General features: G+C 70.3%; 22 protein-coding genes. 6 read left to right on the top strand and 16 right to left on the bottom strand.

What is annotated here, in order from left to right:
- Nucleotides 1-113 precede the first annotated feature (113 nt).
- Nucleotides 114-1,391 (top strand): SGNH/GDSL hydrolase family protein, encoded by a 1,278-nt coding sequence (locus LR393_RS27960; RefSeq protein ID WP_231487881.1) that lies wholly within the window; start codon nucleotides 114-116, stop codon nucleotides 1,389-1,391.
- Here the strand turns inward: LR393_RS27960 and LR393_RS27955 are convergent.
- From LR393_RS27955 to LR393_RS27925, 7 genes are all read right to left on the bottom strand, one after another.
- Nucleotides 1,326-2,324 (bottom strand): pseudouridine-5'-phosphate glycosidase, encoded by a 999-nt coding sequence (locus tag LR393_RS27955; RefSeq protein WP_231487880.1) that lies wholly within the window; start codon nucleotides 2,322-2,324, stop codon nucleotides 1,326-1,328. The two genes, LR393_RS27960 and LR393_RS27955, sit on opposite strands and share 66 nt — an antisense overlap.
- A gap of 149 nt (nucleotides 2,325-2,473) precedes the next feature.
- Nucleotides 2,474-3,340 carry a carbohydrate kinase family protein gene (locus tag LR393_RS27950; protein ID WP_231487879.1) on the bottom strand — a complete coding sequence of 289 codons (867 nt, stop codon included), beginning with the start codon at nucleotides 3,338-3,340 and terminating at the stop codon, nucleotides 2,474-2,476.
- A 10-nt stretch (nucleotides 3,341-3,350) separates the two neighbouring features.
- Nucleotides 3,351-5,000 (bottom strand): ribonuclease J, encoded by a 1,650-nt coding sequence (locus LR393_RS27945; protein WP_231487916.1) that lies wholly within the window; start codon nucleotides 4,998-5,000, stop codon nucleotides 3,351-3,353.
- A 109-nt stretch (nucleotides 5,001-5,109) separates the two neighbouring features.
- The gene (dapA, locus tag LR393_RS27940) at nucleotides 5,110-6,009 is read right to left on the bottom strand and encodes a 4-hydroxy-tetrahydrodipicolinate synthase (protein WP_231487878.1); all 900 of its coding nucleotides are present in this window, start codon (nucleotides 6,007-6,009) and stop codon (nucleotides 5,110-5,112) included.
- Between the two features lie 429 nt (nucleotides 6,010-6,438).
- Nucleotides 6,439-6,921 carry a dihydrofolate reductase gene (locus tag LR393_RS27935; RefSeq protein WP_231487877.1) on the bottom strand — a complete coding sequence of 161 codons (483 nt, stop codon included), beginning with the start codon at nucleotides 6,919-6,921 and terminating at the stop codon, nucleotides 6,439-6,441.
- Nucleotides 6,918-7,715: a thymidylate synthase gene (locus LR393_RS27930; protein WP_231487876.1), complete on the bottom strand. Its 798-nt coding sequence runs from the start codon at nucleotides 7,713-7,715 to the stop codon at nucleotides 6,918-6,920. The genes LR393_RS27935 and LR393_RS27930 overlap by 4 nt, the downstream gene beginning before the upstream one ends.
- Nucleotides 7,716-7,765: 50 nt before the next feature.
- Nucleotides 7,766-8,437 (bottom strand): HAD-IA family hydrolase, encoded by a 672-nt coding sequence (locus tag LR393_RS27925; RefSeq protein ID WP_231487875.1) that lies wholly within the window; start codon nucleotides 8,435-8,437, stop codon nucleotides 7,766-7,768.
- Nucleotides 8,438-8,494: 57 nt separating this feature from the next.
- On the opposite strand from LR393_RS27925, the gene LR393_RS27920 reads away from it, so the two are divergent.
- Both LR393_RS27920 and LR393_RS27915 read left to right on the top strand, forming a co-directional pair.
- Complete coding sequence (locus LR393_RS27920) at nucleotides 8,495-9,040, top strand: GNAT family N-acetyltransferase (protein ID WP_231487874.1); 546 nt, start codon at nucleotides 8,495-8,497, stop codon at nucleotides 9,038-9,040.
- A gap of 273 nt (nucleotides 9,041-9,313) precedes the next feature.
- Complete coding sequence (locus tag LR393_RS27915) at nucleotides 9,314-10,543, top strand: heparan-alpha-glucosaminide N-acetyltransferase domain-containing protein (protein ID WP_231487873.1); 1,230 nt, start codon at nucleotides 9,314-9,316, stop codon at nucleotides 10,541-10,543.
- On the opposite strand, the gene dapB is transcribed toward LR393_RS27915, so the two are convergent.
- Nucleotides 10,534-11,268: a 4-hydroxy-tetrahydrodipicolinate reductase gene (dapB, locus tag LR393_RS27910; RefSeq protein WP_231487872.1), complete on the bottom strand. Its 735-nt coding sequence runs from the start codon at nucleotides 11,266-11,268 to the stop codon at nucleotides 10,534-10,536. The two genes, LR393_RS27915 and dapB, sit on opposite strands and share 10 nt — an antisense overlap.
- Nucleotides 11,269-11,385: 117 nt before the next feature.
- Between dapB and LR393_RS27905 the strand changes: the two genes are divergently transcribed.
- Both LR393_RS27905 and LR393_RS27900 read left to right on the top strand, forming a co-directional pair.
- On the top strand, nucleotides 11,386-11,868 hold the full coding sequence (locus LR393_RS27905) for a MarR family winged helix-turn-helix transcriptional regulator (RefSeq protein ID WP_231487871.1): 483 nt from the start codon (nucleotides 11,386-11,388) through the stop codon (nucleotides 11,866-11,868).
- Nucleotides 11,865-12,287, top strand: a complete 423-nt coding sequence (locus tag LR393_RS27900; RefSeq protein ID WP_231487870.1) for a MarR family winged helix-turn-helix transcriptional regulator — start codon at nucleotides 11,865-11,867, stop codon at nucleotides 12,285-12,287. The genes LR393_RS27905 and LR393_RS27900 overlap by 4 nt, the downstream gene beginning before the upstream one ends.
- An 86-nt stretch (nucleotides 12,288-12,373) precedes the next feature.
- Here the strand turns inward: LR393_RS27900 and eutC are convergent, their stop codons facing one another.
- From eutC to LR393_RS27860, 8 genes are all read right to left on the bottom strand, one after another.
- Nucleotides 12,374-13,210 carry an ethanolamine ammonia-lyase subunit EutC gene (eutC, locus tag LR393_RS27895; RefSeq protein WP_231487869.1) on the bottom strand — a complete coding sequence of 279 codons (837 nt, stop codon included), beginning with the start codon at nucleotides 13,208-13,210 and terminating at the stop codon, nucleotides 12,374-12,376.
- Nucleotides 13,207-14,622 carry an ethanolamine ammonia-lyase subunit EutB gene (locus LR393_RS27890; protein ID WP_231487868.1) on the bottom strand — a complete coding sequence of 472 codons (1,416 nt, stop codon included), beginning with the start codon at nucleotides 14,620-14,622 and terminating at the stop codon, nucleotides 13,207-13,209. The genes eutC and LR393_RS27890 overlap by 4 nt, the downstream gene beginning before the upstream one ends.
- A gap of 110 nt (nucleotides 14,623-14,732) precedes the next feature.
- Nucleotides 14,733-15,389 (bottom strand): hypothetical protein, encoded by a 657-nt coding sequence (locus tag LR393_RS27885; RefSeq protein ID WP_231487867.1) that lies wholly within the window; start codon nucleotides 15,387-15,389, stop codon nucleotides 14,733-14,735.
- Nucleotides 15,379-16,545, bottom strand: a complete 1,167-nt coding sequence (locus LR393_RS27880) for a DNA repair protein RecN (RefSeq protein ID WP_231487866.1) — start codon at nucleotides 16,543-16,545, stop codon at nucleotides 15,379-15,381. The genes LR393_RS27885 and LR393_RS27880 overlap by 11 nt, the downstream gene beginning before the upstream one ends.
- Before the next feature lie 113 nt (nucleotides 16,546-16,658).
- A complete protein-coding gene (locus tag LR393_RS27875; protein WP_231487865.1) occupies nucleotides 16,659-18,035 on the bottom strand; it encodes a M16 family metallopeptidase in 1,377 nt (458 codons plus the stop codon).
- 1 nt (nucleotide 18,036) lies between these two features.
- Nucleotides 18,037-20,274, bottom strand: a complete 2,238-nt coding sequence (locus LR393_RS27870) for a polyribonucleotide nucleotidyltransferase (RefSeq protein WP_231487864.1) — start codon at nucleotides 20,272-20,274, stop codon at nucleotides 18,037-18,039.
- A 345-nt stretch (nucleotides 20,275-20,619) separates the two neighbouring features.
- The gene (rpsO, locus tag LR393_RS27865; RefSeq protein ID WP_231487863.1) at nucleotides 20,620-20,889 is read right to left on the bottom strand and encodes a 30S ribosomal protein S15; all 270 of its coding nucleotides are present in this window, start codon (nucleotides 20,887-20,889) and stop codon (nucleotides 20,620-20,622) included.
- A 144-nt stretch (nucleotides 20,890-21,033) separates the two neighbouring features.
- Entirely contained in the window at nucleotides 21,034-22,023 is a 990-nt protein-coding gene (locus tag LR393_RS27860; protein ID WP_345718591.1) for a bifunctional riboflavin kinase/FAD synthetase, read from the bottom strand.
- A 168-nt stretch (nucleotides 22,024-22,191) separates the two neighbouring features.
- Here LR393_RS27860 and LR393_RS27855 point away from each other — a divergent pair, with 168 nt between their 5' ends.
- Nucleotides 22,192-22,365, top strand: a complete 174-nt coding sequence (locus LR393_RS27855) for a hypothetical protein (RefSeq protein ID WP_231487861.1) — start codon at nucleotides 22,192-22,194, stop codon at nucleotides 22,363-22,365.
- Nucleotides 22,366-22,378: the final 13 nt, after the last annotated feature.

Below are 22,378 nucleotides of genomic sequence, written 5' to 3'. Positions count from 1 at the left end.
GCCCGCCGCCGGGTAGTTCTCCGGGGCCCGCAGTCAACTCTTTACCCGTCCGAGACGGACACACCGCCCCTGTGCGTTACCCGCTCGCGCCCGTCCCCTCTACATTCAGGGGCGTGCCGGCCCAGCAGGAGTGGATCGACGCCGAACCGGGGAACAGCCCGGCCCGGACGTCCCACGACCACCCGTTCACCCGTCCGGCCCTCTTCGTGATCGTGCTCGTCGCGATCGCCCTCATCGCCGGGGTGGTCGGGGTCCGGCGGCTGACACCCGACCCGGTGCCCACCTACCCCGCGCAGGCCGACCAGAACGGCTCGTCCACCTGCACCGACCCGTCCGCGAACCAGCAGTGGCGGGTGTCGTGGACCGTGTCCGACCGGACCGGGGTGCTGCCCACCGCGATGGCGGTGCGCACGCTGCCCGACGGCGCCTGGACCGACCGCGGCGCCGACCAGTGGCAGCTGCGCTGGAACCAGGCCCCGGCCGAGGTGGCCGGAACCGACTTCGCCTGGGACCACTCCCTGACCGCCCCGCTGTCCGGCCTCTCACAGGTCGCGATCTCGGCCTCGCTGTCGCCGCGGTTCGTCACCCCGGACGGCGCCTGCACGGTCTACGCCGCGGCCTACGGGCCCGGCGCCGCCGGTCGCGGGTCGGTCGCGGTGGTCGGTGACAGCCTGATCGCCCAGCTGATCCCCTCCAACGGCACCGAGTTCGGCTCGTCCGGGGCCACGGTCTCCCCGATCCCGGGTGAGCCGACGGAGTCCCCCTCCCCCTCGAGCACGTCGACCGCGCAGGCCACGGTCGGCACCGCCGGCTCGGGACCCCTGGTGTCCCGGCTGACGTCGGAGGGGCTGCGGCCGCAGGTGGACGGGCAGGGTGGGCGCCGCTGGGTGGTCGCCCAGGAGACCTCCGACGCGCTGGACCTGGCCAACGGCACCATGCTCGACGAGCTGCGGGGGCTGCGGGAGGCCGGCACCGTGGTCGTGGCGCTGGGCACGAACGACTCCACCTACGCCAGCCTCGCCCCCAACGACGCGCAGTTCGAGGTCCGGCTCAGCTGGACCCTGTCGAAGTTGCAGGCGACGCTCGACGAAATGGCCCAGCACGGTCACTGCACCGTGCTGGTCAGCATGGCCAGCCAGGGCAAGAGGTACGCGGGCACGCCCCGGGGCAACCGGTTCGAGCTAGCCGCGGCCCGGATCAACGCGGTGCTGCGCTCCAACGCCGAGTCCCAGCCGCGCCTGGCCTTCTACGACTGGGGCACACAGGCCGACCAGCACGCGCTCGGCACGGCGGACGCCTGGTTCGGCGCCGACACCATCCACCTGTCACCGGCCGGGATCCCGATCTACGTCAAGGCCCTCGGCGACGCCGCGGACCTGGGCTGCGGATAGGCCTGCCACCTCGACGGCCAGGTCGGCGGCGAACGCGGCGTTGTTGCGGATCAGAGCCACATTGGCGGTCAGGCTGCGCCCGCCGGTGAGTTCGCTGACGCGGGCCAGCAGGTAGGGCGTCACGTCCTTGCCGGTCACGCCCTGCCCGTCGGCGTCGGTCAGGGCCTGCTCGATGATGCCGTCGATCTCGTCCGGGGCCAGGGCATCGGCCTGAGGGATCGGGTTGGCGACCAGCACTCCCTGCGCCAGGCCGAGCCGGCGTTGCGCGTCGACGAGCCGGGCCAGGTCGGCCGCCGTCTCCACGCGGTGCGCGACCGGTAGGCCGCTGGTGCGGGAGAAGAACGCCGGGAACTCGTGCGTGCCCACGCCGACCACCGGCACCCCGTACGTCTCCAGCACCTCCAGGGTCTTCGGGAGGTCGAGGATCGACTTGGCCCCCGCGCAGACCACGGTCACCGGGGTACTGCCGAGCTCGATCAGGTCGGCGGAGATGTCGAAGGTCTGGTCGGCGCCCCGGTGCACACCACCGATGCCGCCCGTGGCGAAGACGCCGATACCGGCCTGCGCCGCGACGTACATCGTGGCGGCGACCGTCGTGCCCGCCGTGGCCCCGGTCGCGATCAGGGCGGCGAGGTCGCGGCGGGAGGCCTTGGCCACGTCACCGGGCCGGGCCAGGTTCTCCAGCGCGGCGTCGTCCAGCCCCGCCCGCAGCCGGCCCCTGATCAGGGCGATGGTGGCGGGCACGGCGCCGTGCTCACGCACGACCTGCTCGACGGCCCGGGCCGTGGCCAGGTTCTGCGGGTAGGGCATGCCGTGGCTGATGATCGTCGACTCCAGCGCCACCACGGCCTTTCCCTGCGACAGGGCGGCGGCGACCTCGTCGCCGACATCGAGAAAGGGGTGACGGCCGGCGAACTCGGAGAAAGAGGTCACCCGACGAATCCTCCCCCGCCGGCGGGGTCGTGCCAAGGCTTTCCCCAGGTCTCCGGGAGTCAGGAGATCCAGAACTCCGGGGACGCTCTGCCTGATCACGAATGGTTGAGGACGCACGATGGAGGACGCGCGTCACCTGCGGTTCGCGGTCAGGGGTGCGGGAGCACGCTGAACTCGCTCTCGACCGTTCTCGCCGCGCGCTGAGCACCCCGGTGCGCAGCACTCACCAGGTCGAGGCCCTCGACCAGGGCGGCCAGGGTGCCCGCGACCATCGCGTCGCCGGCACCGGTCACGTCGATCGGGGTGGCGGGGACGGCCGGGAGCTGGACCATCACCCCGTCACCGGCCACGACCACGCCGTCGGCGCCGCGGGTGAGCAGCACGGACTGTGCTCCCGCGTCGAGCAGGCGCCGGGCCAGCACGGGATCGTCGTCATCGGCGGGCAGACCGTGGTGCGTCAGCCAGGCCCGGGCCTCGTCACGGTTGCAGCTGAGCAGGGTCAGTCCGGTCAGATCGCGCGGCAGCCGGATCACCTTGTGGGTCGAGACGGCGTCGAAGACCACGGGCAGATCGCGGCCCAGGGCCTCGGCGACCACCGCGGAACTGAGGTTCCCGTCGCAGAAGACCCACGCGTCCTTCATCGGGGGCCACGCGGAGCGCAGGTGCTCGACGGTGATGCCGTCGAGCACCTCCATCGCGGCGGCGCCGATGGTCAGATCACCGCCGGGTTCGAGCAGGGCCACGTACTGCGCGGTCGTCCGGCCCGCCAGCACGGCGACGTGCTCGGTCCCGATGCCGCGCTCGCGGGACAGCTCGAGCAGCACCGCACCCGGCGCGTCGTCACCGACGGCCGACAGCAGGCTCACGGGAACACCCAGCACCGCCAGGTTCTCCGCGACGTTGCGGGCCACCCCGCCCAGCGAGGTGACCCCGGTGCCCGGGTTGGACGTGCCGACGACGGACGGCGCGGTGAAACGGATCTTGAGATCCACCACCGCGCCGCCGGCGCACAGCACCTGGGTGATGTCAGGCCTCGATCACCAGGGGAATGATCATCGGACGACGGCGGTAGGACTCGTTCACCCACCGGCCGACGACACGGCGCACGATCTGCTGGAGCTGGTGCGTGTCGGTGTTGGTGCCGTTGTTCGCCGCGTCGCGCAGGGCGTCGACGATGCGGGGACGGACCTTGTCGAACACGGCCTCGGTCTCGGCGAAGCCCCGGGCATGGATCTCCGGCCCGGCCACCACCTTGCCGCTGGTCGGGTCGACCACCACGATGATGGAGATGAAGCCCTCCTCACCGAGGATGCGGCGGTCTTTCAGGTCGGCCTCGGTGATCTCGCCGACGGTGGAACCGTCCACGTAGACCATGCCGCACTCGACCTTGCCGACGACCGCGGCCTTGCCGTCGATCAGGTCGACGACCACACCGTCTTCCGCCACCAGCACGCGCTCGCGCGGGACGCCGGTCTTGACGGCCAGCTCCGCGTTCGCCACCAGGTGCCGCATCTCGCCGTGCACCGGCATGACGTTCTTCGGCCTGATGATGTTGTAGCAGTACAGCAGCTCGCCGGCGCTGGCGTGGCCGGAGACGTGCACCCGGGCGTTGCCCTGGTGCACGACCTTCGCACCGAGGCGGGTCAGCCCGTTGATCACGCGGAAGACCGAGTTCTCGTTGCCGGGGATGAGGGACGAGGCGAGCACCACGGTGTCGCCCACCCCCACCTCGACGCGGTGGTCGCGGTTGGCCATCCGGGACAGCGCGGCCATCGGCTCACCCTGCGAACCCGTGCACATCAGCACGACGCGCTCGTCGGGCAGGTCGCCCACGGCCTTGATGTCGATCAGGACGCCCGGCGGCACGTTCAGGTAGCCCAGGTCACGGGCGATGCCCATGTTGCGCACCATGGAGCGGCCGACCAGGGCCACCCGGCGGTTGTGCGCGTGCGCGGCGTCGAGGACCTGCTGCACCCGGTGCACGTGCGAGGCGAACGAGGCCACGATGATGCGGCGCTCGGCCGCGCCGAACACCGAGTTCAGGACCGGCGTGATCTCCCGCTCGGAGATCGTGAAGCCCGGCACCTCGGCGTTGGTGCTGTCCGGCATGAACAGGTCGACGCCGGCCTCGCCCAGGCGGGCGAAGGCGCGCAGGTCGGTGATCCGGCCGTCCAGCGGCAGCTGGTCCATCTTGAAGTCACCGGTGTGCAGCACGGTGCCGGCGCTGGTCTTGACGGCGACCGCGAGCGCGTCCGGGATCGAGTGGTTGACCGCGACGAACTCGCACTCGAACGGACCGAAGGTCTCGGTCTGCCCCTCCTTCACGGCGAGCGTGATGGGGGTGATGCGGTGTTCCTTCAGCTTCGCCTCGACCAGGGCCAGGGTGAGCTGGGAACCGATCAGCGGCAGGTCGTTCTTCAGGCGCAGGAGGTACGGCACGGCGCCGATGTGGTCTTCGTGGCCGTGCGTGAGCACCACGGCGACCACGTCGTCGAGGCGATCGGCGATGTAGGAGAAGTCGGGCAGGATCAGGTCGACGCCGGGCTGGTGGTCCTCGGGGAAGAGGACTCCGCAGTCGACGATCAGGAGCTTGCCCTTGTGCTCCAGGACGGCCATGTTGCGGCCGACCTCGCCCAGGCCGCCGAGAGCGACGACGCGCAGCGCGCCGTCTTTCATGGGCTTGGGCAGGCCGAGCTGCTCGTTCGGGGTCTTGTTCACGCGGTCACCTCGCGGCAGGCGCCATTACCGGCGCGCTGCTGTGAGGCACCGGTCTCAATTGCCAGGTTCAAAGAAGTTTTGCCTCCTCGAGGTCGCTGCGCAGCAGCGCTACCTCCTCGTTCGTCGCCGCCGTCTGCGGCAGTCGTACTGTTCTGTTGGGCAGTACACCCATGAGTTCCAGGGCGGCCTTCGCCATCACCGCGCCCTGTGCGCGGGTCATGACGCCACGGACCGCAGGCAGTACCTCGGAGTTGATCCGTCGCGCGGTGACCAGGTCACCTGCGTCGACGGCCTCGACCATCCGCCGGTACTGCGCGGCCGCGACATGGCCGACCACACTGATCATGCCGGAGCCGCCGATGCTGAGCCAGGGCAGGTTCAGCTGATCGGAGCCCGAGTACACCTCGAGACCCGTCCGGTCGAGCAGCCAGGACCCGGCGTACAGGTCGTCCTTGGCGTCTTTCACCGCGACGATGCGCGGGTGCTCGGCCAGCCGCAGGAGGGTCTCGGTCTGGATCGGGATGCCCGACCGGCCCGGGATGTCGTACAGCATCACGGGCAGCCCGGTCGCGTCGGCGACCGCGGTGAAGTGCGCGGTCAGGCCGGCCTGCGAGGGCTTGGAGTAGTAGGGCGTCACGGCCAGCAGGCCGTGGGCCCCGGCCTTGGCGGCCTGACGGCTCAGCTCGAGGGTGTGGGCCGTGTCGTTCGTGCCGATGCCCGCGATGATCACCGCGCGCTCCCCCACCGCCTCCACGACCGCCCGCAGGAGCTGCTCCTTCTCCACGTCGCTCGTGGTGGGCGACTCGCCGGTGGTGCCGGAGACCACCAGGGCGTCGCACCCGTCGTCGATCAGGTGCGTCGCCAGGTGCTGGGCGGCGTCCAGATCGAGTTCCCCGGTGTCGGTGAGGGGCGTGACCATGGCCACGCCGACAGAACCGAACGAACGGGTGACAGGTTCCACGGGCATGGCGCCAAAGGTACCGGGCGCGGGGGCCTGTTCGATGACGGCCGCCCGGGGGCTCGCTGTCACGGTGAGCAGCCGCCCAGCGTCACCGGGTTCGCGGGAAGCGACGGGCACCGTCCGCGGTCCCCGGCCATCCGCGCACCGTAAGTGCTCCTGCCCACCCTCCGCGACGACCGGAGGATGCGAGGTGCGCCGCCGGGCCGGACCGCAAATCCGGCACCCCGGACCGGACCGCGCCGACAGTGAATATTCCCGGGGCGTGCGGCAAAACAGTGAGTCCCGACGCTGGCTCGCTCGGGGGTTCGAGCAGCGTCGGGACCCGCCAGGCTCATCGGTCTGCCACGCAGGGATGTTACGGAAACCGCCGAGAAGTGATGCGGGTCACATGGCAATTCGTAGTACACGGTTCCCTCCCCCACGCTGCGTGATTGATTACCGGCGACGGTACGTGATGAACCGATATCGGATGCCCGTTCTTGACTCCAGCCAGTCACCGGCATCCGGCGCCCATCCGGGACCGGTCTCCGGGGCGTATGTATCGCCGGCTGGGTCCAGGTCGACCTCGGTGACCACGAGCTGGTCGGCGGCCGGCAGGTACTCGGCGTAGACCGCTCCCCCGCCGATCACCCAGACGTCACCGTCACCGGCCAGCTCCCGGGCCTGCCGCGCCGTGTGGGCCACGACCGCGCCGTCGGCCTTCCACGACGGGTCACGGGTGATCACCACGTTGACCCGATCGGGCAGGGGACGGAAGCGTTCGGGCAGGGAGTCCCAGGTGGCACGACCCATGATCACGGCGCACCCCCGGGTGAGACGGCGGAAGTTCGCCTGGTCTTCCGGGACGTGCCAGGGGATGTCGCCGTCGCGCCCGATCACCCCGCCGCGGGCCTGCGCCCAGATCAGCGAGAGCGTCACACCGCCACCTTCCCGCGGATCAGCGGGTGCGGGTCGTACCCGACCAGCTCGAGGTCTGCGTAGGTGTACTCGAAGAGGCTCGCGGCCTTGCTGACCTTCAGTTCGGCGAACGGACGCACGTCACGACCCAGCTGTTCGGTGACCTGATCAACGTGGTTGTCGTAGATGTGGCAGTCGCCGCCGGTCCAGATCAGCTCGCCCGGGACCAGGCCGGTCTGCTGGGCGACCAGGTGCAGCAGCAGGGCGTAACTGGCGATGTTGAACGGCACGCCGAGGAACAGGTCGGCGCTGCGCTGGTAGACCTGCACGCTCAGCTCGCCGTTCGCGACGTAGAACTGGAAGAGCAGGTGACACGGCGGCAGCGCCATGTTCTCGATCTCGGCGACGTTCCAGGCCGACACGATCATGCGGCGCGAGTCGGGGTTGGTGCGGATGGTCTGCACCAGGTCGGCGATCTGGTCGACGTGGCCGCCCTGCGGCCTGGGCCACGAGCGCCACTGCACGCCGTACACCGGGCCGAGCTCACCCTCCGGGGAGGCCCACTCGTCCCAGATGGTGACGCCGTTCTCGTGCAGCCAGCTGATGTTCGAGTCGCCGCGCAGGAACCAGAGCAGCTCGACCGCCACCGATTTGAAGTGCACCTTCTTCGTGGTGATCAGCGGAAAGCCGTCGCTCATGTGGAAGCGCATCTGGTGACCGAAGACGCTGCGCGTGCCGGTACCGGTCCGGTCGGACTTGGTGACGCCGGTGGCCATCACGTGCCTGAGCAGGTCTTCGTACTGCGTCGACTTCATGGCTGGGATCGTACGCGGACCCACCGACAGTTCCGGTGAGCCTTCCCGGGTCAGGCCGGGACGACCTGGACGCCCTCGTCGGTCACCACGAAACGCACCGCGGAGAGGTCCTTCACCACGGCCTCGGCCTCCAGCGCGTCGGCCGGGTGCGTGGTCGCGAGCGCGAGCCGGGCGGCACCGGCGTCCCGGCCGGAGGCCAGGCCGGCCGGGGCGTCCTCCACCACCAGGCAGTCCGAGGCGTCCACCCCGAGCCGCCGCGCCGCCAGGAGGTAGGGCTCTGGATCGGGCTTGCCCACCTTCACCATGTCCGCGGTCACCAGTACCTGCGGCGGGACCAGGCCGGTGACCCCGATCCGGGCCAGGGCCAGGTCGCGCACGCAGGAGGTGGCGATCGCCGAACGGCCCGAAGGAGCCAGCGCGGCCAGGGCGCCGGCGGCGCCGGGCAGGACCACGATGCCCTCGACGTCCTGGGTCTCGATCTCCTCGATCCGCCGGACGGCGGTCTCCCACTGTTCCTCGGGCAGGAACCGGGTCACGATCTGCGCCGCCGGAATGCCGTGCCAGCTGCCGAAACCGGTCAGGTGGACGCCGAACTCGTCGGCCCAGCGCAGCCAGGAACGCTCCACGGCGGGGGTCGAGTCGATCAGCGTGCCGTCCATGTCGAACAGGACGGCGGAGAAGGTGCGCCCGGTCAGCGAGCCCAGGGAAACGGTGTCGGCCACGGAGCCAGACTAGCCAGCGCCCCAGAACTGTCGGTGCCGGGTGGAATGATGTCTCACATGGCATCGAACGTCCTGGTCCGGCCCGCCCACGGCGGCGATCCCGCCGTCATCGGCTCCATCCAGGCCCGCGCCTGGGGGCTGGCGTACGCGAGTCTGCTGCCCGCGCCGGCCCTGGCCGCGCTCAACCCCGAAGAACTCACCCCGGTCTGGCGGGAGGCGGTGCTGCGGCCGCCGAGCCCGAAACACGGCGTGTTCGTGGCCGTCTCCGACGACCTGGTGATCGGCTTCGCCGCGGTCGCGCCGAGCGACGACAAAGACGCGACCGAAGGGGTCGGCGCCCTGGGCGTGCTCGCGGTCGATCCCGGGCACCAGCGCGAGGGGCACGGCTCGCGGCTCCTGGCGGCGGCGGTCGACCATCTCCGGGGTCACGGCCTGACCTCGATGACGGTCTGGGTCCCCGAGGCCGACGAGCCCCGCGCCACCTTCTTCGCCTCCGCCGGCATGGTCGCCGACGGCGCCCGCCGCTCGTTCGCCGGCGCCGACGGGGCCACGGTCACCGAGGCGCGCTACAGCGCGGACATCGCGGAGTCCGCGGGTGGCTGAGCCCGGTCCGCGGGTGACTGAGCCCGGTCCGCGGGTGACTGAGCCCGGTCCGCGGGTGACTGAGCCCGGTCCGCGGGTGGGCAGTGCGACACCGGGCCATGATGGACGTGCGCGGCCCACCTTTCGCGCGTCCCGCGCCGGCACCCAGCACCTGGACCACTGCGCGGAACCGACTCGTTCCACGAGTATCTCTCCGGTGACACCTCCTGTCTGGGCCGTAGTCCTGGCCGGTAGAACTTTCCCGCTCCCTGCCCACCCCACGGCCCTCCCCCGATGACCAGCCGGCCCCCTTCCCACCCGGCGGCCACGACCACCGGGCCGGGTGCGTCCTCTGCCGCGCGTCTCACCGGGATCGACATCGCCCGGTCGTTCGCGCTGTTCGGGATGATGGCCACACACGTGCTGTCCGGCAGCGGGTCGGACACGGGGGCGATGGGCGTGGTGCACGACATCGCCGGGGGGCGGGCGGCGGCGCTGTTCGCGGTGCTGGCCGGGCTCGGGCTGGCCCTGGCCTCCGGGGGTGACCGGCCGACGGCGGAGAAGGTCTCGCGGGTCCGGCGCACCACGCTCGTGCGGTCGGGGGCGCTGGTCGCGCTCGGCCTGACGCTGGGGCTGGTCGACACGCCGGTCGCGATCATCCTGGCCTACTACGGGCTGCTGTTCCTGGCCGCGGTTCCGGTGCTGGCCCGGGGTGCGCGGGCTCTCGCGGTGGCAGCCGTGCTCTGCGCGGTGGTGACGCCGGCGATCAGCTACTGGTTACGAGGCGCGGGAGGTCTGGACGAGCACTCCGGCAGCAACCTGTCCTGGCGCTCGCTCACCGATGTGGCCTCGGTGGTCCGGCATCTGCTGCTGACCGGTTACTACCCCGTGCTCACCTGGACCACTTACCTTTTCGCGGGCCTGGCGATCGGCCGGCTGGCCCTGCGGAGTCCTCGTGTCGCCGGGGCCGTGGCGGCGACCGGCGCCGCGCTGGCGGCCGGGGCCTGGCTGGTGTCGGAGTTCGCGGTCCGGGCGGGCGGGGGCTTCGCCACACTGGTGACCGGCGACCTGCTGAGTCGTTACTCCGCCGACGGGCAGACACCGAACGACGGGTTCTACGGCACCACGCCGGTCAACGACCCGTGGTGGTTGCTCGTGCGGGTGGCCCACAGCGGCTCGATCACCGACCTGGTGCACACCACGGGCACGTCCATGCTGGTCATCGGCCTGACCCTGCTGACCGTGCACGCCCTGGGCCGTCGCGGTGAGATCCCGGCGATCGCCCGGGTGCCGCTGCACATGCTGGCCGCCGCCGGCTCGATGACGCTGACCCTCTACTGCCTGCACGTGCTCGCGGTCGGGTTCAACAGCGGCAGTGACCTCGTGCCGCCGTGGCCCTACCTGGTGCTGAACGTGGTCGGGGCGATCGTCATCGCCCTGCTGTGGGGTGCGCCCCGGCGCCGCGGCCCGATCGAAGACGCGATCGCGACGGCGGCGGCCGGGACGGTCACCAGCTACAGGTAGTTCTCAAGTCCCTGCACCAGGCCCGGGCGGTCGGCGATCTGGCGCACAGCCAGCAGCACGCCCGGCATGAACGAGATCCGGTCGAAGCTGTCGTGGCGGATCGTCAGCTGCTCCCCCGGGTTACCGAGCAGCACCTCCTCGTGGGCCACCAGGCCCCGCAGGCGCACCGAGTGCACGCGCACGCCGTCGACGTCCGCGCCACGGGCACCGTCGAGGGCCGACGTGGTGGCGTCCGGCGACGGCGCCAGCCCGGCTTCGCTCCGCGCCTCGGCGATCTTCGCGGCGGTGTGCCGGGCCGTGCCGGAGGGGGCGTCGGCCTTGTTCGGGTGGTGCAGTTCCACCACCTCGACCGACTCGAAGTGCCGGGCCGCCTCGGCCGCGAAGCGCATGAGCAGCACCGCGCCGAGCGCGAAGTTCGGCGCCAGCAGAACCCCGGTGGACGGCGACTTCTTCAGTGCCGCACGCACCTTCGCCAGACCTTCCGCGGTCCAGCCGGTGGTGCCGACCACCGCGTGCACGCCCTGCTCGACACAGGTGGCGACCACGTCGTCCACACCGTCGGGCGGGGTCATGACGACCGCGACGTCGGCTCCCTTGATCCCGGCGAGAAGATCGTCACCCCGGCCGATCCGCGCACTGAGCGTCAGATCTCCGGCGGCCTCCACCGCTTCGCAGGTGGCCTTGCCCATCCGACCGGCCGCGCCGATCACTGCTACCGCTGTCACGAGGGCGAAGGTACCAGCGGCCGACGGACGGCAGCACGATCACGGCGGTCGCGACGGACCCCGGCCCGCCGCCATCGCTTACTAGCCATGGCTACTATCGCCATGTACCGTGAATTCATGGCGCCCCCGGAACCCGTCCACCCCCACGGCCACCTGATCTGGCGGCTCTCCCTGCGCTGGCGGGTAGCCGTCGACCGGGCCCTGACCTCACTCGGCCTGACCCACGCCCAGTACGTCGCCCTGTCCTCGCTCTCCGCCCTGAGCGCCGACGGCGGTGCGCCCAGCCAGCGCGTTCTCGCCGACCACACCGGGCTGGAGCCGCTCTACGTCTCCAAACTGGCGCGCGGGCTCGAGGCGACCGGGCTGATCGTGCGGGAGCCCGATCCGGCCGACACCCGGGCGGTCCGGCTATCCCTCACCCCTCAGGGGGCCGAGGTCACGGCGAGGTCCGTGGACGTCGTCCGGCAGCTCGTCGCCCAGTTGCTGGAACCTCTCGGTGGCGCGGAAAGCCCTCGCGCCCAACAGTTCCGCGAAGACCTCAGCACCCTGCTCGGCCCAGACCCCGACCCCGACCCGGCACCCGAAGGAGCAGCACCATGAGCACTGCCCTCACCGGTCAGCACATCGGCCGTGCCCACTACGCCGTCCGCGCCCTGCTGGAGAGGAAACTCGCCCCGGCCGGATTCGGCTTCGAGACCTGGATCCCGCTGAATGCCGTCGGCACCGGCGGCCCGATCCCGCAGCCCGACCTGATCGCCTTCGTCACCGGCGGGCTCAGGATCAGCGAGCAACGGGCCCGCGACGGCGTCACCACACTGATCGAGGCCGGGTATCTCGCTACGGACGAGAAGCACGCGCTCGCCCTCACCGACTCCGGGCGGCAACTCTGGACCCGGATCAGTGACGAGGTCAGGCCCGTCACCAGCTACCTGTTCGATGGTTTCACCGAGGCCGAGAAGGCCACGGCGGCAAGCGTTCTGCTCAAGGTCACCGAGCGGGCGGACGCCGCGCTCGGGTGACCAGGGAAGTGGGGGCACCTCCCGGCCGGAGGCGGGGGATCGCCTGACGACGAACCGGAAGGTGCCGACCTTCAGGCGACAGGCGCCTACGGCAGGGCGACGTCCGGGGTGGACGCGGCGATCGCGGCCTCGCGGCTGGTGTCTTTCAGGGCCACGCCGGAGCGGCCCAGCTGACGGGCCCCGGCGATCAGGCCACCGATCACCCGGGCCGCGGCCTCGTACGGCAGACCGCCCGGGCTGTGGATGTTCGAGACACAGTTACGGTCGGAGTCCGGGCGGCCCGGTTCCGGGTGGTGGGTCAGGTAGACGCCCAGGCTGTCCGCCACCGACAGGCCGGGACGTTCACCGATGAGCACGAGCACCGTCTTCACACCGAGGGCCGCGCCGATGTGATCTCCCAGGCCGACCCGGGCCTGGGTGGCGATCACCGGCGGGGCCAGGGTGAAGGTCGCGGGCAGGGCCTCGACCAGCGCCTTGAGCAGAGCCGGGCCGTGGGTCTGCAGGGCCCGGGCGGAAAGACCGTCCGCCAGGACGAATCCGACGTCCGCACCGGTCGCGGGCAGACCCGCGAGATCCCGGGGCAGCCGGCCCCGGTCGGGCCGCCGGAGGTACTCCGCACGGTTCGCCGCCCGGCTCGTCACCACGACCGGAGCACCGAGCCGAGCCCTCCCGGGCTCCCCCTCGATCACCGGCGCTCTGACCGCGCCGGTGCCAGCGTCGTCCTCAATTCCCGCACAGACGCCCGAACGCACCAACTCACCCACCAGTGCGTCCACGTCCAGCGGATCGTGCACCGCATCCCGCGCCACCGCATGGGCCAGCCGGAACTCCAGCACCCGCGAGGTCGGCATGCCGTCACCGGCGCGGCCGAGCCCGATCCGGGCCTGGGTGGTCGCGCGCAGCTCGTCCCAGAAGTCCGTCACCGCGACACTCCCGTCAGGGCCCGCAGAGCGGAGGACGACGCCTCGACCGGCAGCACCCGCCCGTCGTCGTCCATCATCTGCATCTTCCGCAACCAGGCCTCGAACTCCGGCGCGGGACGCATCCCGAGTGCCTGCCGGGTGTAGAGCGCGTCGTGGAACGACGTGCTCTGGTAGCCGAGCATCACGTCGTCGGCCCCGGGGACCGCGATGACGAACGAGCAACCGGCGACGCCGAGCAGGGTCAGCAGGGTGTCCATGTCGTCCTGGTCGGCCTCGGCGTGGTTGGTGTAGCAGACGTCGACGCCCATCGGCAGGCCGAGCAGCTTGCCGCAGAAGTGGTCTTCCAGCCCGGCCCGGATGATCTGCTTGCCGTCGTACAGATATTCCGGGCCGATGAAACCGACCACGGTGTTGACAAGCAGCGGCTTGTACTCCCGGCACACCGCGTAGGCCCTGGCCTCAAGGGTCTGCTGATCCACGGGCCGGTCCCCCACACCCCGGTGGGCGTCTGCCGACAGCGCCGAGCCCTGCCCGGTCTCCATGTACATGACGTTCTTGCCGACCGTCCCCCGCCCCAGCGACAACCCCGCCTCGTAGCCCTCCTTCAGCATCGACAGCGAGACCCCGAACCCCTCGTTCGCCGCCTGCGTACCCGCCACCGACTGGAACACCAGGTCGACCGGCACCCCCGCCTCGATCAACCCGATGGTGGTCGTCACGTGCGTGAGAACGCAGGTCTGCGTGGGAATTTCGTACTCCGAGCGGATCCCGTCGAGCAGGTGCAGCAGATCGGCGCAGGTCTGCGGCGAGTCCCCCGCCGGATTCACGCCGATCACCGCGTCACCACACCCCAGCAGCAGCCCGTCGAGGGTCGCGGCGGCAATGCCCCGCAGGTCGTCGGTGGGATGGTTGGGTTGCAACCGGGTGGCGAGCCGGCCCGGCAGCCCCACGGTCGACCGGAACGCCGTGGTCACCCGGGTCGCCTTCGCCACCGCGATCAGGTCCTGGTTCCGCATGAGCTTGCTGACGGCCGCGACCATCTCCGGGGTCAGCCCGGGGGCGAGCGCGCCCATCACCGAACCCGCTTCAGGACGCGGCGCCAGCTCCAGCAGCCAGTCCCGGAACGCTCCCACCGTCAGCGACCTCACCGGCTCGAACGCCACCGCGTCGTGCGTGTCGAGAATGAGCCGCGTGACCTCGTCCGTCTCGTACGGCACCAGCGGCTCTTCGAGAAACTGCGAAAGGGGGACGTCTGCCAGCGCCAGTTGCGCTGCCACCCGCTCGGCATCGCTGCCGGCGGCGCATCCGGCCAGCTCGTCACCCGAGCGCGCCGGCGTGGCCTTCGCCATCAGCTCGACCAGCCCGTCGAACCGGTACGTCGTGCCCCTGCTCGTCTGCGTGTAAACGCTCATGGCACGCCCTCATCCGTCTGTTTACCGCATCCCATCACCGGGTGCCGACATCGTCAACGAACGGGCCGTTTCGGTCATGGGTCGCTGTGTTTCGCGAGCCGGCGAACCCCTCAGGACAGCAGCGGCTGCGAGGGCCCGGGCGCGACCCAGCGAAAGCCGTCGATGCGGTCGAGATTCTCCTGGGAGAGGTCGTGCAGGGGTTCGTGGGCGAGAACGTCCTGGGTCTGGCCGGGCCGGAATCCGGTGTAGAAGTCGATGTCGATCTCACCACCACCGGCCAGGCTGTAGGCCCCCCCGCGCTCGAAGAAACGCAGGAGGGGTTCATAAGGGTCGGCATCCGGGCCGAGCTGATGCGCCACATTGTCGTAGCGAGGATCGCCGGATGCCGAGAGCGCAGACCAATGCAACGCCTGGTAGATCGAGTTGATCGTGTGCACTCCGCTGATCCGCCCGGCCCAGTGCGCCCGGAACCGGTCCAACGTGGCCTGTTCCGCCCGGATCCCCGGCGCGACGAGCTGCGCGAGGTCTCTGAAGTACCACTGCCGGTGGACCCGGCCCTCGGGCAGGTGCGACTCGATCGTCGTGCACCAGACCGCCGACCTGCGCAGATGTTCCCGCATGAGCAACACCCGGGACGTGACCGGGTCTTTCCCGTCATCGTCGTACTCGATGTCCCAGACGATCTGCTGGATCCGGTCGACCAGATCCTCAGCCGCCTTGATCATCGCGGGGCTGGTGCCGGTCAGGCCGATCTTCTCATCGAACATCTCGTCCGGCCTCCCTGAGTAAGGTCATGGCTGCTTCCACTATCTCGTCGATGCGGGAGAGATCGCCGACCACCCCGGCGGACGGCCTGGTCAGGCCCCATCGTCGCCAGTGCTTCAGGACGTCGGAGGCGTGTGCGTTCGGAGCCACGTCATGGGCTCCATAATGCTTCCGGGTGGCCTGATTGCTGGCCGTCGGATTCGCGTAACAGTCCGGATGCGGCGATCTGTACGGCAGCCCTCTGGCCATCAGTCTGGCCTCGACGTACTCGTGCGCCACGAATTTCCTCAGGAGCTCGAGGTTGCCGGCATCCAGCTCACACCCGGTCGCCACTGATTCCCACCGCGAGGCTTGAGTTCCGTCCGGTGAGAAATACCCGTAGGCGGTCTGTCCGGGGCCAGTCGGTGTGACATGCCGGGTCAGGAAAAAGTGGCGCTTCACCGTCGCAATGACCTCGATCGGGGCACCGAGCACCTGAGCAATGCGCGGGACGTCGTCGGCCATCTGAATGATGCGCGTGTAGATGCGCATTACCTCGGCATCCTGGCTGTCCTCAGTGTCTGGTGGTTCCACGAAACGACGCGGGTCGAGCAGATCCACGACATCCGGGAGGCCGGTGCAACCCGGTGGGTTCTTTGCGGCCTCCGAGGGCGGCGTTCGCCGAGGAGCTTCCAGGGCCGAGCCGGACTCCTCACGCGCCCGGCCCAGGTCGGTGCGGACCTGCTCCGCCCAGGTCTCGGTGTCCTGGTGCAGTTCCTCGATCTCGTCGCGGACCTGCTCGATCCGCCCGGCCAGCACCTCGAAATCCGTGATTTCGGCCCAGTTCCGGGCCTCCTCCAGGTACTCCGCGGCCGAGTGCAGTGCGCGGGCCGCATCCATCAGGCGTTCGTGGGTCGCCGTCAGGATCGCCGCCACCTCGGTGAGGCCCGGGGCCGCCGGCATCGCGGTCTCGAGGGGATCGGCCGTCTCGCTGATCGCATCGAGGGCCTCGTCCAGCTGGGCCACGGCCACGTCCAGGGCCTCCGAACAGGCCTGCAGGCCCTCGGCCAGGCTGTCCCAGCCATGCCCGACCGCGTCGTCCCGCAGCGCCCGGGCTCTCGCGAACAGTGCCCCGACCTCGCCGTAAGCCTCCGCCGCCCGCCCCCGCAGCCGCGTCATCACCCTCCCCGTCCCGAAGAGCCAGGGAGGATAACGGGCTGCGAACCCCACCGGAAACGAAGGACGCCCACCAGCCCGTGGGCTGGTGGGCGTCCTTCATGCAGGTGGTTCGGTCAGCCGACCCGGAAGGGGCGGTCCTCCTCGAAAGGGCCCACCACTGACAGGGACAGCGGGCGGGACGCCAGGTCTGTGGCGAGGTCCTGCACGTCCTGCGCACTGACCGAACGGATCCGGGTCAGTGCCTTGTCCAGGCCCAGGTACTCGCCGTGCACCAGTTCCGCCTTGCCCAGACGGGACATGCGCGAACCGGTGTCTTCGAGGCCCAGCACCAGACCGCCGGCCAGCTGGCCGTGGGCCCGGTACAGCTCTTCTTCCGGCACACCGTCGGCGGCCAGACGCCGCAGTTCGGCGACCATCAGGGTGATGACCTCGTCGACGCGCGCCGGCGTGCAGCCCGCGTAGAGACCGAAGTAACCGCTGTCGGAGTAGCCGCTCGCGAACGAGTAGACCGAGTAGGCCAGGCCCCGCTGCTCACGGATCTCCTGGAACAACCGGCTGCTCATGCCGCCACCGAGCACGGCATTGAGCACCGACATCGCGTAACGGCGAGGGTCGGTCGCGACCAGCGAGGTGGTGCCGGCCACGACGTGCGCCTGCTCGGTGTGGCGGTTGACCACCACGAGCCGGTGCGGGGAACCGTCGGCGGGGAGCTGTGCCGCCTCCCGCTCGGGGAGGGAGACGTTGCGCCGCGCCTTCGGGCTGTGACCGGCATCGAGTGCCCAGCCGGACCGGGCGAGGCTGGCGGAGACCAGCTCGCAGACCCGGTCGTGGTCGACGCCCCCGGCCACCGTGACGACCAGGCCGGGAGCCCGGTAGTGCTCGGCGTAGTGGTCGACGATGTTGTCACGCACGACGGCGCGGATCGTCTCGGGCGTGCCACCGATGGGCCGGCCCAGGGGATGCTGCCCCAGGACGAGCTCGGCGAACCGCTCGTGCACGACGTCCGCGGGGTCGTCGTCGTTCATCGCGAGTTCCTCGAGGATGACCCCGCGCTCGCTCTCCACGTCACCGGCGTCGAGCTTGGCGCCGGTCACCATGTCGCAGAGCACGTCGACGGCCATCGGCAGGTCGTCGTCGAGCACCCGGGCGTAGTAGCAGGTGTGCTCCTTGCCCGTGACGGCGTTCGACTCACCGCCCACCCGGTCGAACGCGGTGGCGATGTCCATCGCCGTACGCCGGCTCGTGCCCTTGAACAGCAGGTGCTCGAGGAAGTGCGTGGAACCGTGGTGCCCGGTGGTCTCGTCGCGCGAGCCGACCCCGACCCAGAAACCGATCGTGGCCGAGCGCAGGCCGGGCATGGCCTCGGACAGGACCCGGACCCCGCCGGGGAGAACGGTACGGCGCACGATGGCGCCGCCGTCCTCCCCAGCGATGATCTGGGACGATCCGGAGGCTCCCGCTGCGACCAGCGGCAGAGGAGTCGCCGTCACGTCAGGCGGTCGCGTCGGCCGCTTCGGACTTGCCCTCGGCGTCTTCCTCCAGGACCGGCGCCAGCGAGAGCTTCCCCCGCGGGTCGATCTCGGCGATCTGGACCTGGACCTTCTGGCCGATGCTGAGAACGTCCTCGACGTTCTCCACCCGCTTGCCACCGACCATGCGGCGGATCTGCGAGATGTGCAGCAGACCGTCCTTGCCCGGCACCAGCGAGACGAACGCACCGAAGGTCGTCGTCTTCACGACGGTACCCAGGTAGCGCTCCCCGACCTCGGGCATGGTCGGGTTGGCGATCGCGTTGATCGCCGTCCGGGCGGCCTCGGCCGAGGGGCCGTCGACCGCACCGATGTACACCGTGCCGTCGTCCTCGATCGAGATGTCGGCGCCGGTGTCGTCCTGGATCTGGTTGATCATCTTGCCCTTGGGCCCGATGACCTCGCCGATCTTGTCGACGGGGACCTTCACGCTGATCACGCGGGGCGCGAACGGGGACATCTCGTCCGGCCGGTCGATCGCCTCGCTCATCACGTCGAGGATGTGCAGACGCGCGTCGCGGGCCTGGGTCAGCGCGCTCGCGAGCACCGACGCCGGGATGCCGTCGAGCTTCGTGTCGAGCTGGATCGCCGTGACGAACTCCGACGTGCCGGCGACCTTGAAGTCCATGTCACCGAAAGCGTCTTCGGCGCCGAGGATGTCGGTGAGCGCGGCGTACTCGGTCTTGCCGTCGACCGTGTCGGACACCAGGCCCATCGCGATACCGGCGACCGGGGCGCGCAGCGGCACACCGGCGTTCAGCATGGACAGGGTCGAGGCGCAGACCGAGCCCATCGAGGTGGAACCGTTGGAGCCGAGGGCCTCGGAGACCTGACGGATCGCGTACGGGAAGTCTTCCCGGCTCGGCAGGACCGGGACGAGCGCGCGCTCGGCCAGGGCGCCGTGACCGATCTCGCGGCGCTTCGGCGAACCGACGCGGCCGGTCTCACCGGTGCTGTAGGGCGGGAAGTTGTAGTTGTGCATGTAGCGCTTGCGGGTCACCGGGGAGAGGGTGTCCAGCTGCTGCTCCATGCGCAGCATGTTCAGCGTGGTGACACCCATGATCTGGGTCTCGCCGCGCTCGAACAGGGCCGAGCCGTGCACGCGCGGGATGACCTCGACCTCGGCGCCGAGCTGACGGATGTCCGCCAGGCCCCGGCCGTCGATGCGGACCTTGTCCTTGAGGATGCGCTGACGGATCAGCTTCTTGTTGACGGCGCGGAAGGCGGCCGACACCTCCTTGTCGCGACCCTCGAACTCGGCCGCGAACTTGGCCTTGATGCCGTCCTTGAGCTCGTCGAGACGGCTCTCGCGCTCCTGCTTGCCGGCGATCGTCAGCGCCTGCGACACGTCGTCGGACGCCGCGGCGGAGACGGCCTGGAACACGTCGTCCTGGTAGTCCGGGAACAGCGGGAACACGGCGGTCGGCTTGGCGGCGGCCGCTGCGACCTCGGCCTGCGCCTTGCACAGCGCGGAGATGAACGGCTTGGCGGCCTCGAGGCCGGCGGCCACGACGTCTTCGGTGGGGGCCTCGACGCCCTGGTCCTTGATCAGGGTCCAGGAGCCCTCGGTGGCCTCCGCCTCGACCATCATGATCGCGACGTCCTCGGTGCCGTCTTCCAGCGTGACGACGCGACCGGCGACGACCATGTCGAAGACGGCCCGCTCGATCTCGCTGTGACGGGGGAAGCCGACCCACTGGCCGTCGATCAGGGCGATGCGCACGCCACCGATCGGGCCGGAGAAGGGCAGGCCGGAGATCTGCGTGGACAGCGACGCGGCGTTGATCGCGACGACGTCGTACGGGTCTTCCGGGTTGAGCGCCAGCACGGTGACGACGACCTGGACCTCGTTGCGCAGGCCCTTGACGAAGGTCGGGCGCAGCGGGCGGTCGATCAGGCGGCAGGCCAGAATCGCGTCGGTGCTGGGCCGGCCCTCGCGGCGGAAGAACGAGCCGGGGATCTTCCCGGCCGCGTACATCCGCTCCTCGACGTCGATCGTGAGGGGGAAGAAGTCGAACTGGTCCTTCGGCTGCTTGCCGACCGTGGTGGCCGACAGAAGCATCGTGTCGTTGTCCAGGTAGACGGCGACGGAACCGGCGGCCTGCTTGGCGAGGCGGCCGGTCTCGAACCGGACCGTGCGCCGGCCGAACGAGCCGTTGTCGATGACGGCCTCGGCCGCGGTGATCTCGGGACCCTCCAAGGGTCACTCTCCTGTTCTTCCGCGGCTCTTCGCCGCGGCATCGGTCAGGAGTGGTGCGGGAGTCGTGGTCGAGGCGTTCCGGTCTTCGATCGAGGCCCACGCGGGTCGCCTGTCGCTGTTACTGACGGCATCTCGCGGAGGCCACTACCGAGGACCGGTGACCGGTGCTCGCCGACCCCTCCTGTTTTCTTGCCTGAGGTTGGTGCTTGGTGCAGGTGATACGCCGGTGCTGCTTTGCGCTACGGCCCACCGATGACCCGATGATCGGGTAACGATGGGCCGAAGACACAACCTGACACACCGAAAAGGCCGTGCCCGGGAGCCCCGGTCACGGCCTCACTTCAGTTAGCGGCGCAGGCCGAGGCGCTCGATCAGCGCCCGGTAGCGGGTGATGTCCTTCTTCTGGACGTACTTCAGAAGGCGACGACGCTGACCGACCAGCAGCAGCAGACCACGACGGCTGTGGTGGTCGTGCTTGTGCTCCTTGAGGTGCTCGGTCAGGTCCTTGATGCGCTGCGTCAGCATCGCGATCTGGACCTCGGGGGAACCGGTGTCACCCTCGACAGTCGCGTACTCCGCGATGATGCTCTGCTTCTTTTCGGCGTCGAGCGGCACTCGATGTCCTCCTGAAAATCGCTGCGCGGCGCGCCGGGGCACATCCACCCGGGCACTCTGGAATCCGCGGCCGATCTAACGGCACCCGCTACGTTAACAGCGCAACGGGCAGTCATCCCAATTGAGCAACGGGTGTTGTGCCGATCAAGCCGGTGTGTTCACTCCCAGCACCTCACGGCACCGGGCCACATCGGCGTTCATCTGGTCGACGAGCGACTCGATACCGTCGAACCGCAGCGTGGGCCGCAGCCTCTCGACGAACTCCACGGCGACCCGCTCGCCGTACAGGTCGAGGTCGGTCCGGCCGAGCACGTAGGCCTCGACCCGGCGTTCCTCACCGTCGAACGTCGGGTTGGTGCCGACCGAGATCGCCGCGGGCAGCCGCTCACCGGTGTCGTGCCGGGAACAGGCCCCGGGCTCACCGTTCTCGCCCGGGCGCACCAGCCAGCCGGCGTACACCCCGTCGGAGGGCACGGCCCCGATCGCGTCGGTGGTCAGGTTGGCGGTCGGGAAACCCAGTTCCCGACCGCGGTGATCGCCGTGCACGACCACGCCGGTCACCCGGTGCGGACGGCCCAGCACGTCGGCGGCCTCGAGCACCTCGCCCGAGGCGATCAGCTCCCGGGCCAGCGTCGAGGACCAGCGCCGGGCGCCGTCCGCCGCCAGCCGGTCGGCCACCTCGTCCACCGAGAAGCCCAGTTCCGACCCGAGTTCGCGCAGCGTGCCGATGTCACCGGCGTTGCGGCGGCCGAACCGGGTGTCGGAGCCGACCACCACCTCATGGGCGCCGAGGGCGTCCGCCATCACTTCCTGGACGAACCGCCGCGGGCTCCACTGCGCCAGCTCCGCGGTGAACGGCAGCATCAGCACGGCGTCCAGGCCGGTGTCGGCCAGCAGCTCGAGCCGGTGCTCCACCGTCGAGAGCGGCTGGGGAGCCCGCTCCGGATGCAGCACCGCCAAGGGGTGCGGGGCGAAGGTGATCGCCACCGCACGCCAGCCGTGGGCGGCCGCGGCCTGCACGGTCCGGTCCAGAACGGCGAGATGACCCCGGTGCACACCGTCGAAGTTCCCGATGGTCACCGCCGAGGGGCCGAAGCCGGGAGGAACCTCGCTCAGTTCCCGCCACACGTGCACCTGGCTCTCTTTCACGGGACAACTCTGCCAGGTGGCCACTTCAGTTCCACGTTCGGTGCTCCGATGTGGTGAAATCAGACGCTCGTCGTGAGAGCAAGGTAACAAGCCCCTCACGATCGGCGATTGAGAAAGCACGTTCAGTTAACCAAGTCCAGCGAGGACACCACTATGGAAAGCCAGCGTGTCGCCGGACGGGCCCCGATGCCCGCCCAACGAGGGATCGACAGTTTTCTCCACAGCAGTGGCGGGGGCTTCTGCGTGATCTGCGGAACCGTCTGGCCGTGCAGCCAGGCCGCTCCGCAGAGCAGCGACGAGAAGACCCTGGCGACCAGCAGCCGCTGATCCGGCTCCCCGC

Origin of the sequence: Kineosporia mesophila (genome assembly GCF_021129235.1) — a bacterium.
GTDB lineage: Bacteria > Actinomycetota > Actinomycetes > Actinomycetales > Kineosporiaceae > Kineosporia > Kineosporia mesophila.
The sequence above is the reverse complement of the archived record's forward strand: the minus strand, read 5'-3'. Positions and strand labels throughout refer to the sequence as shown.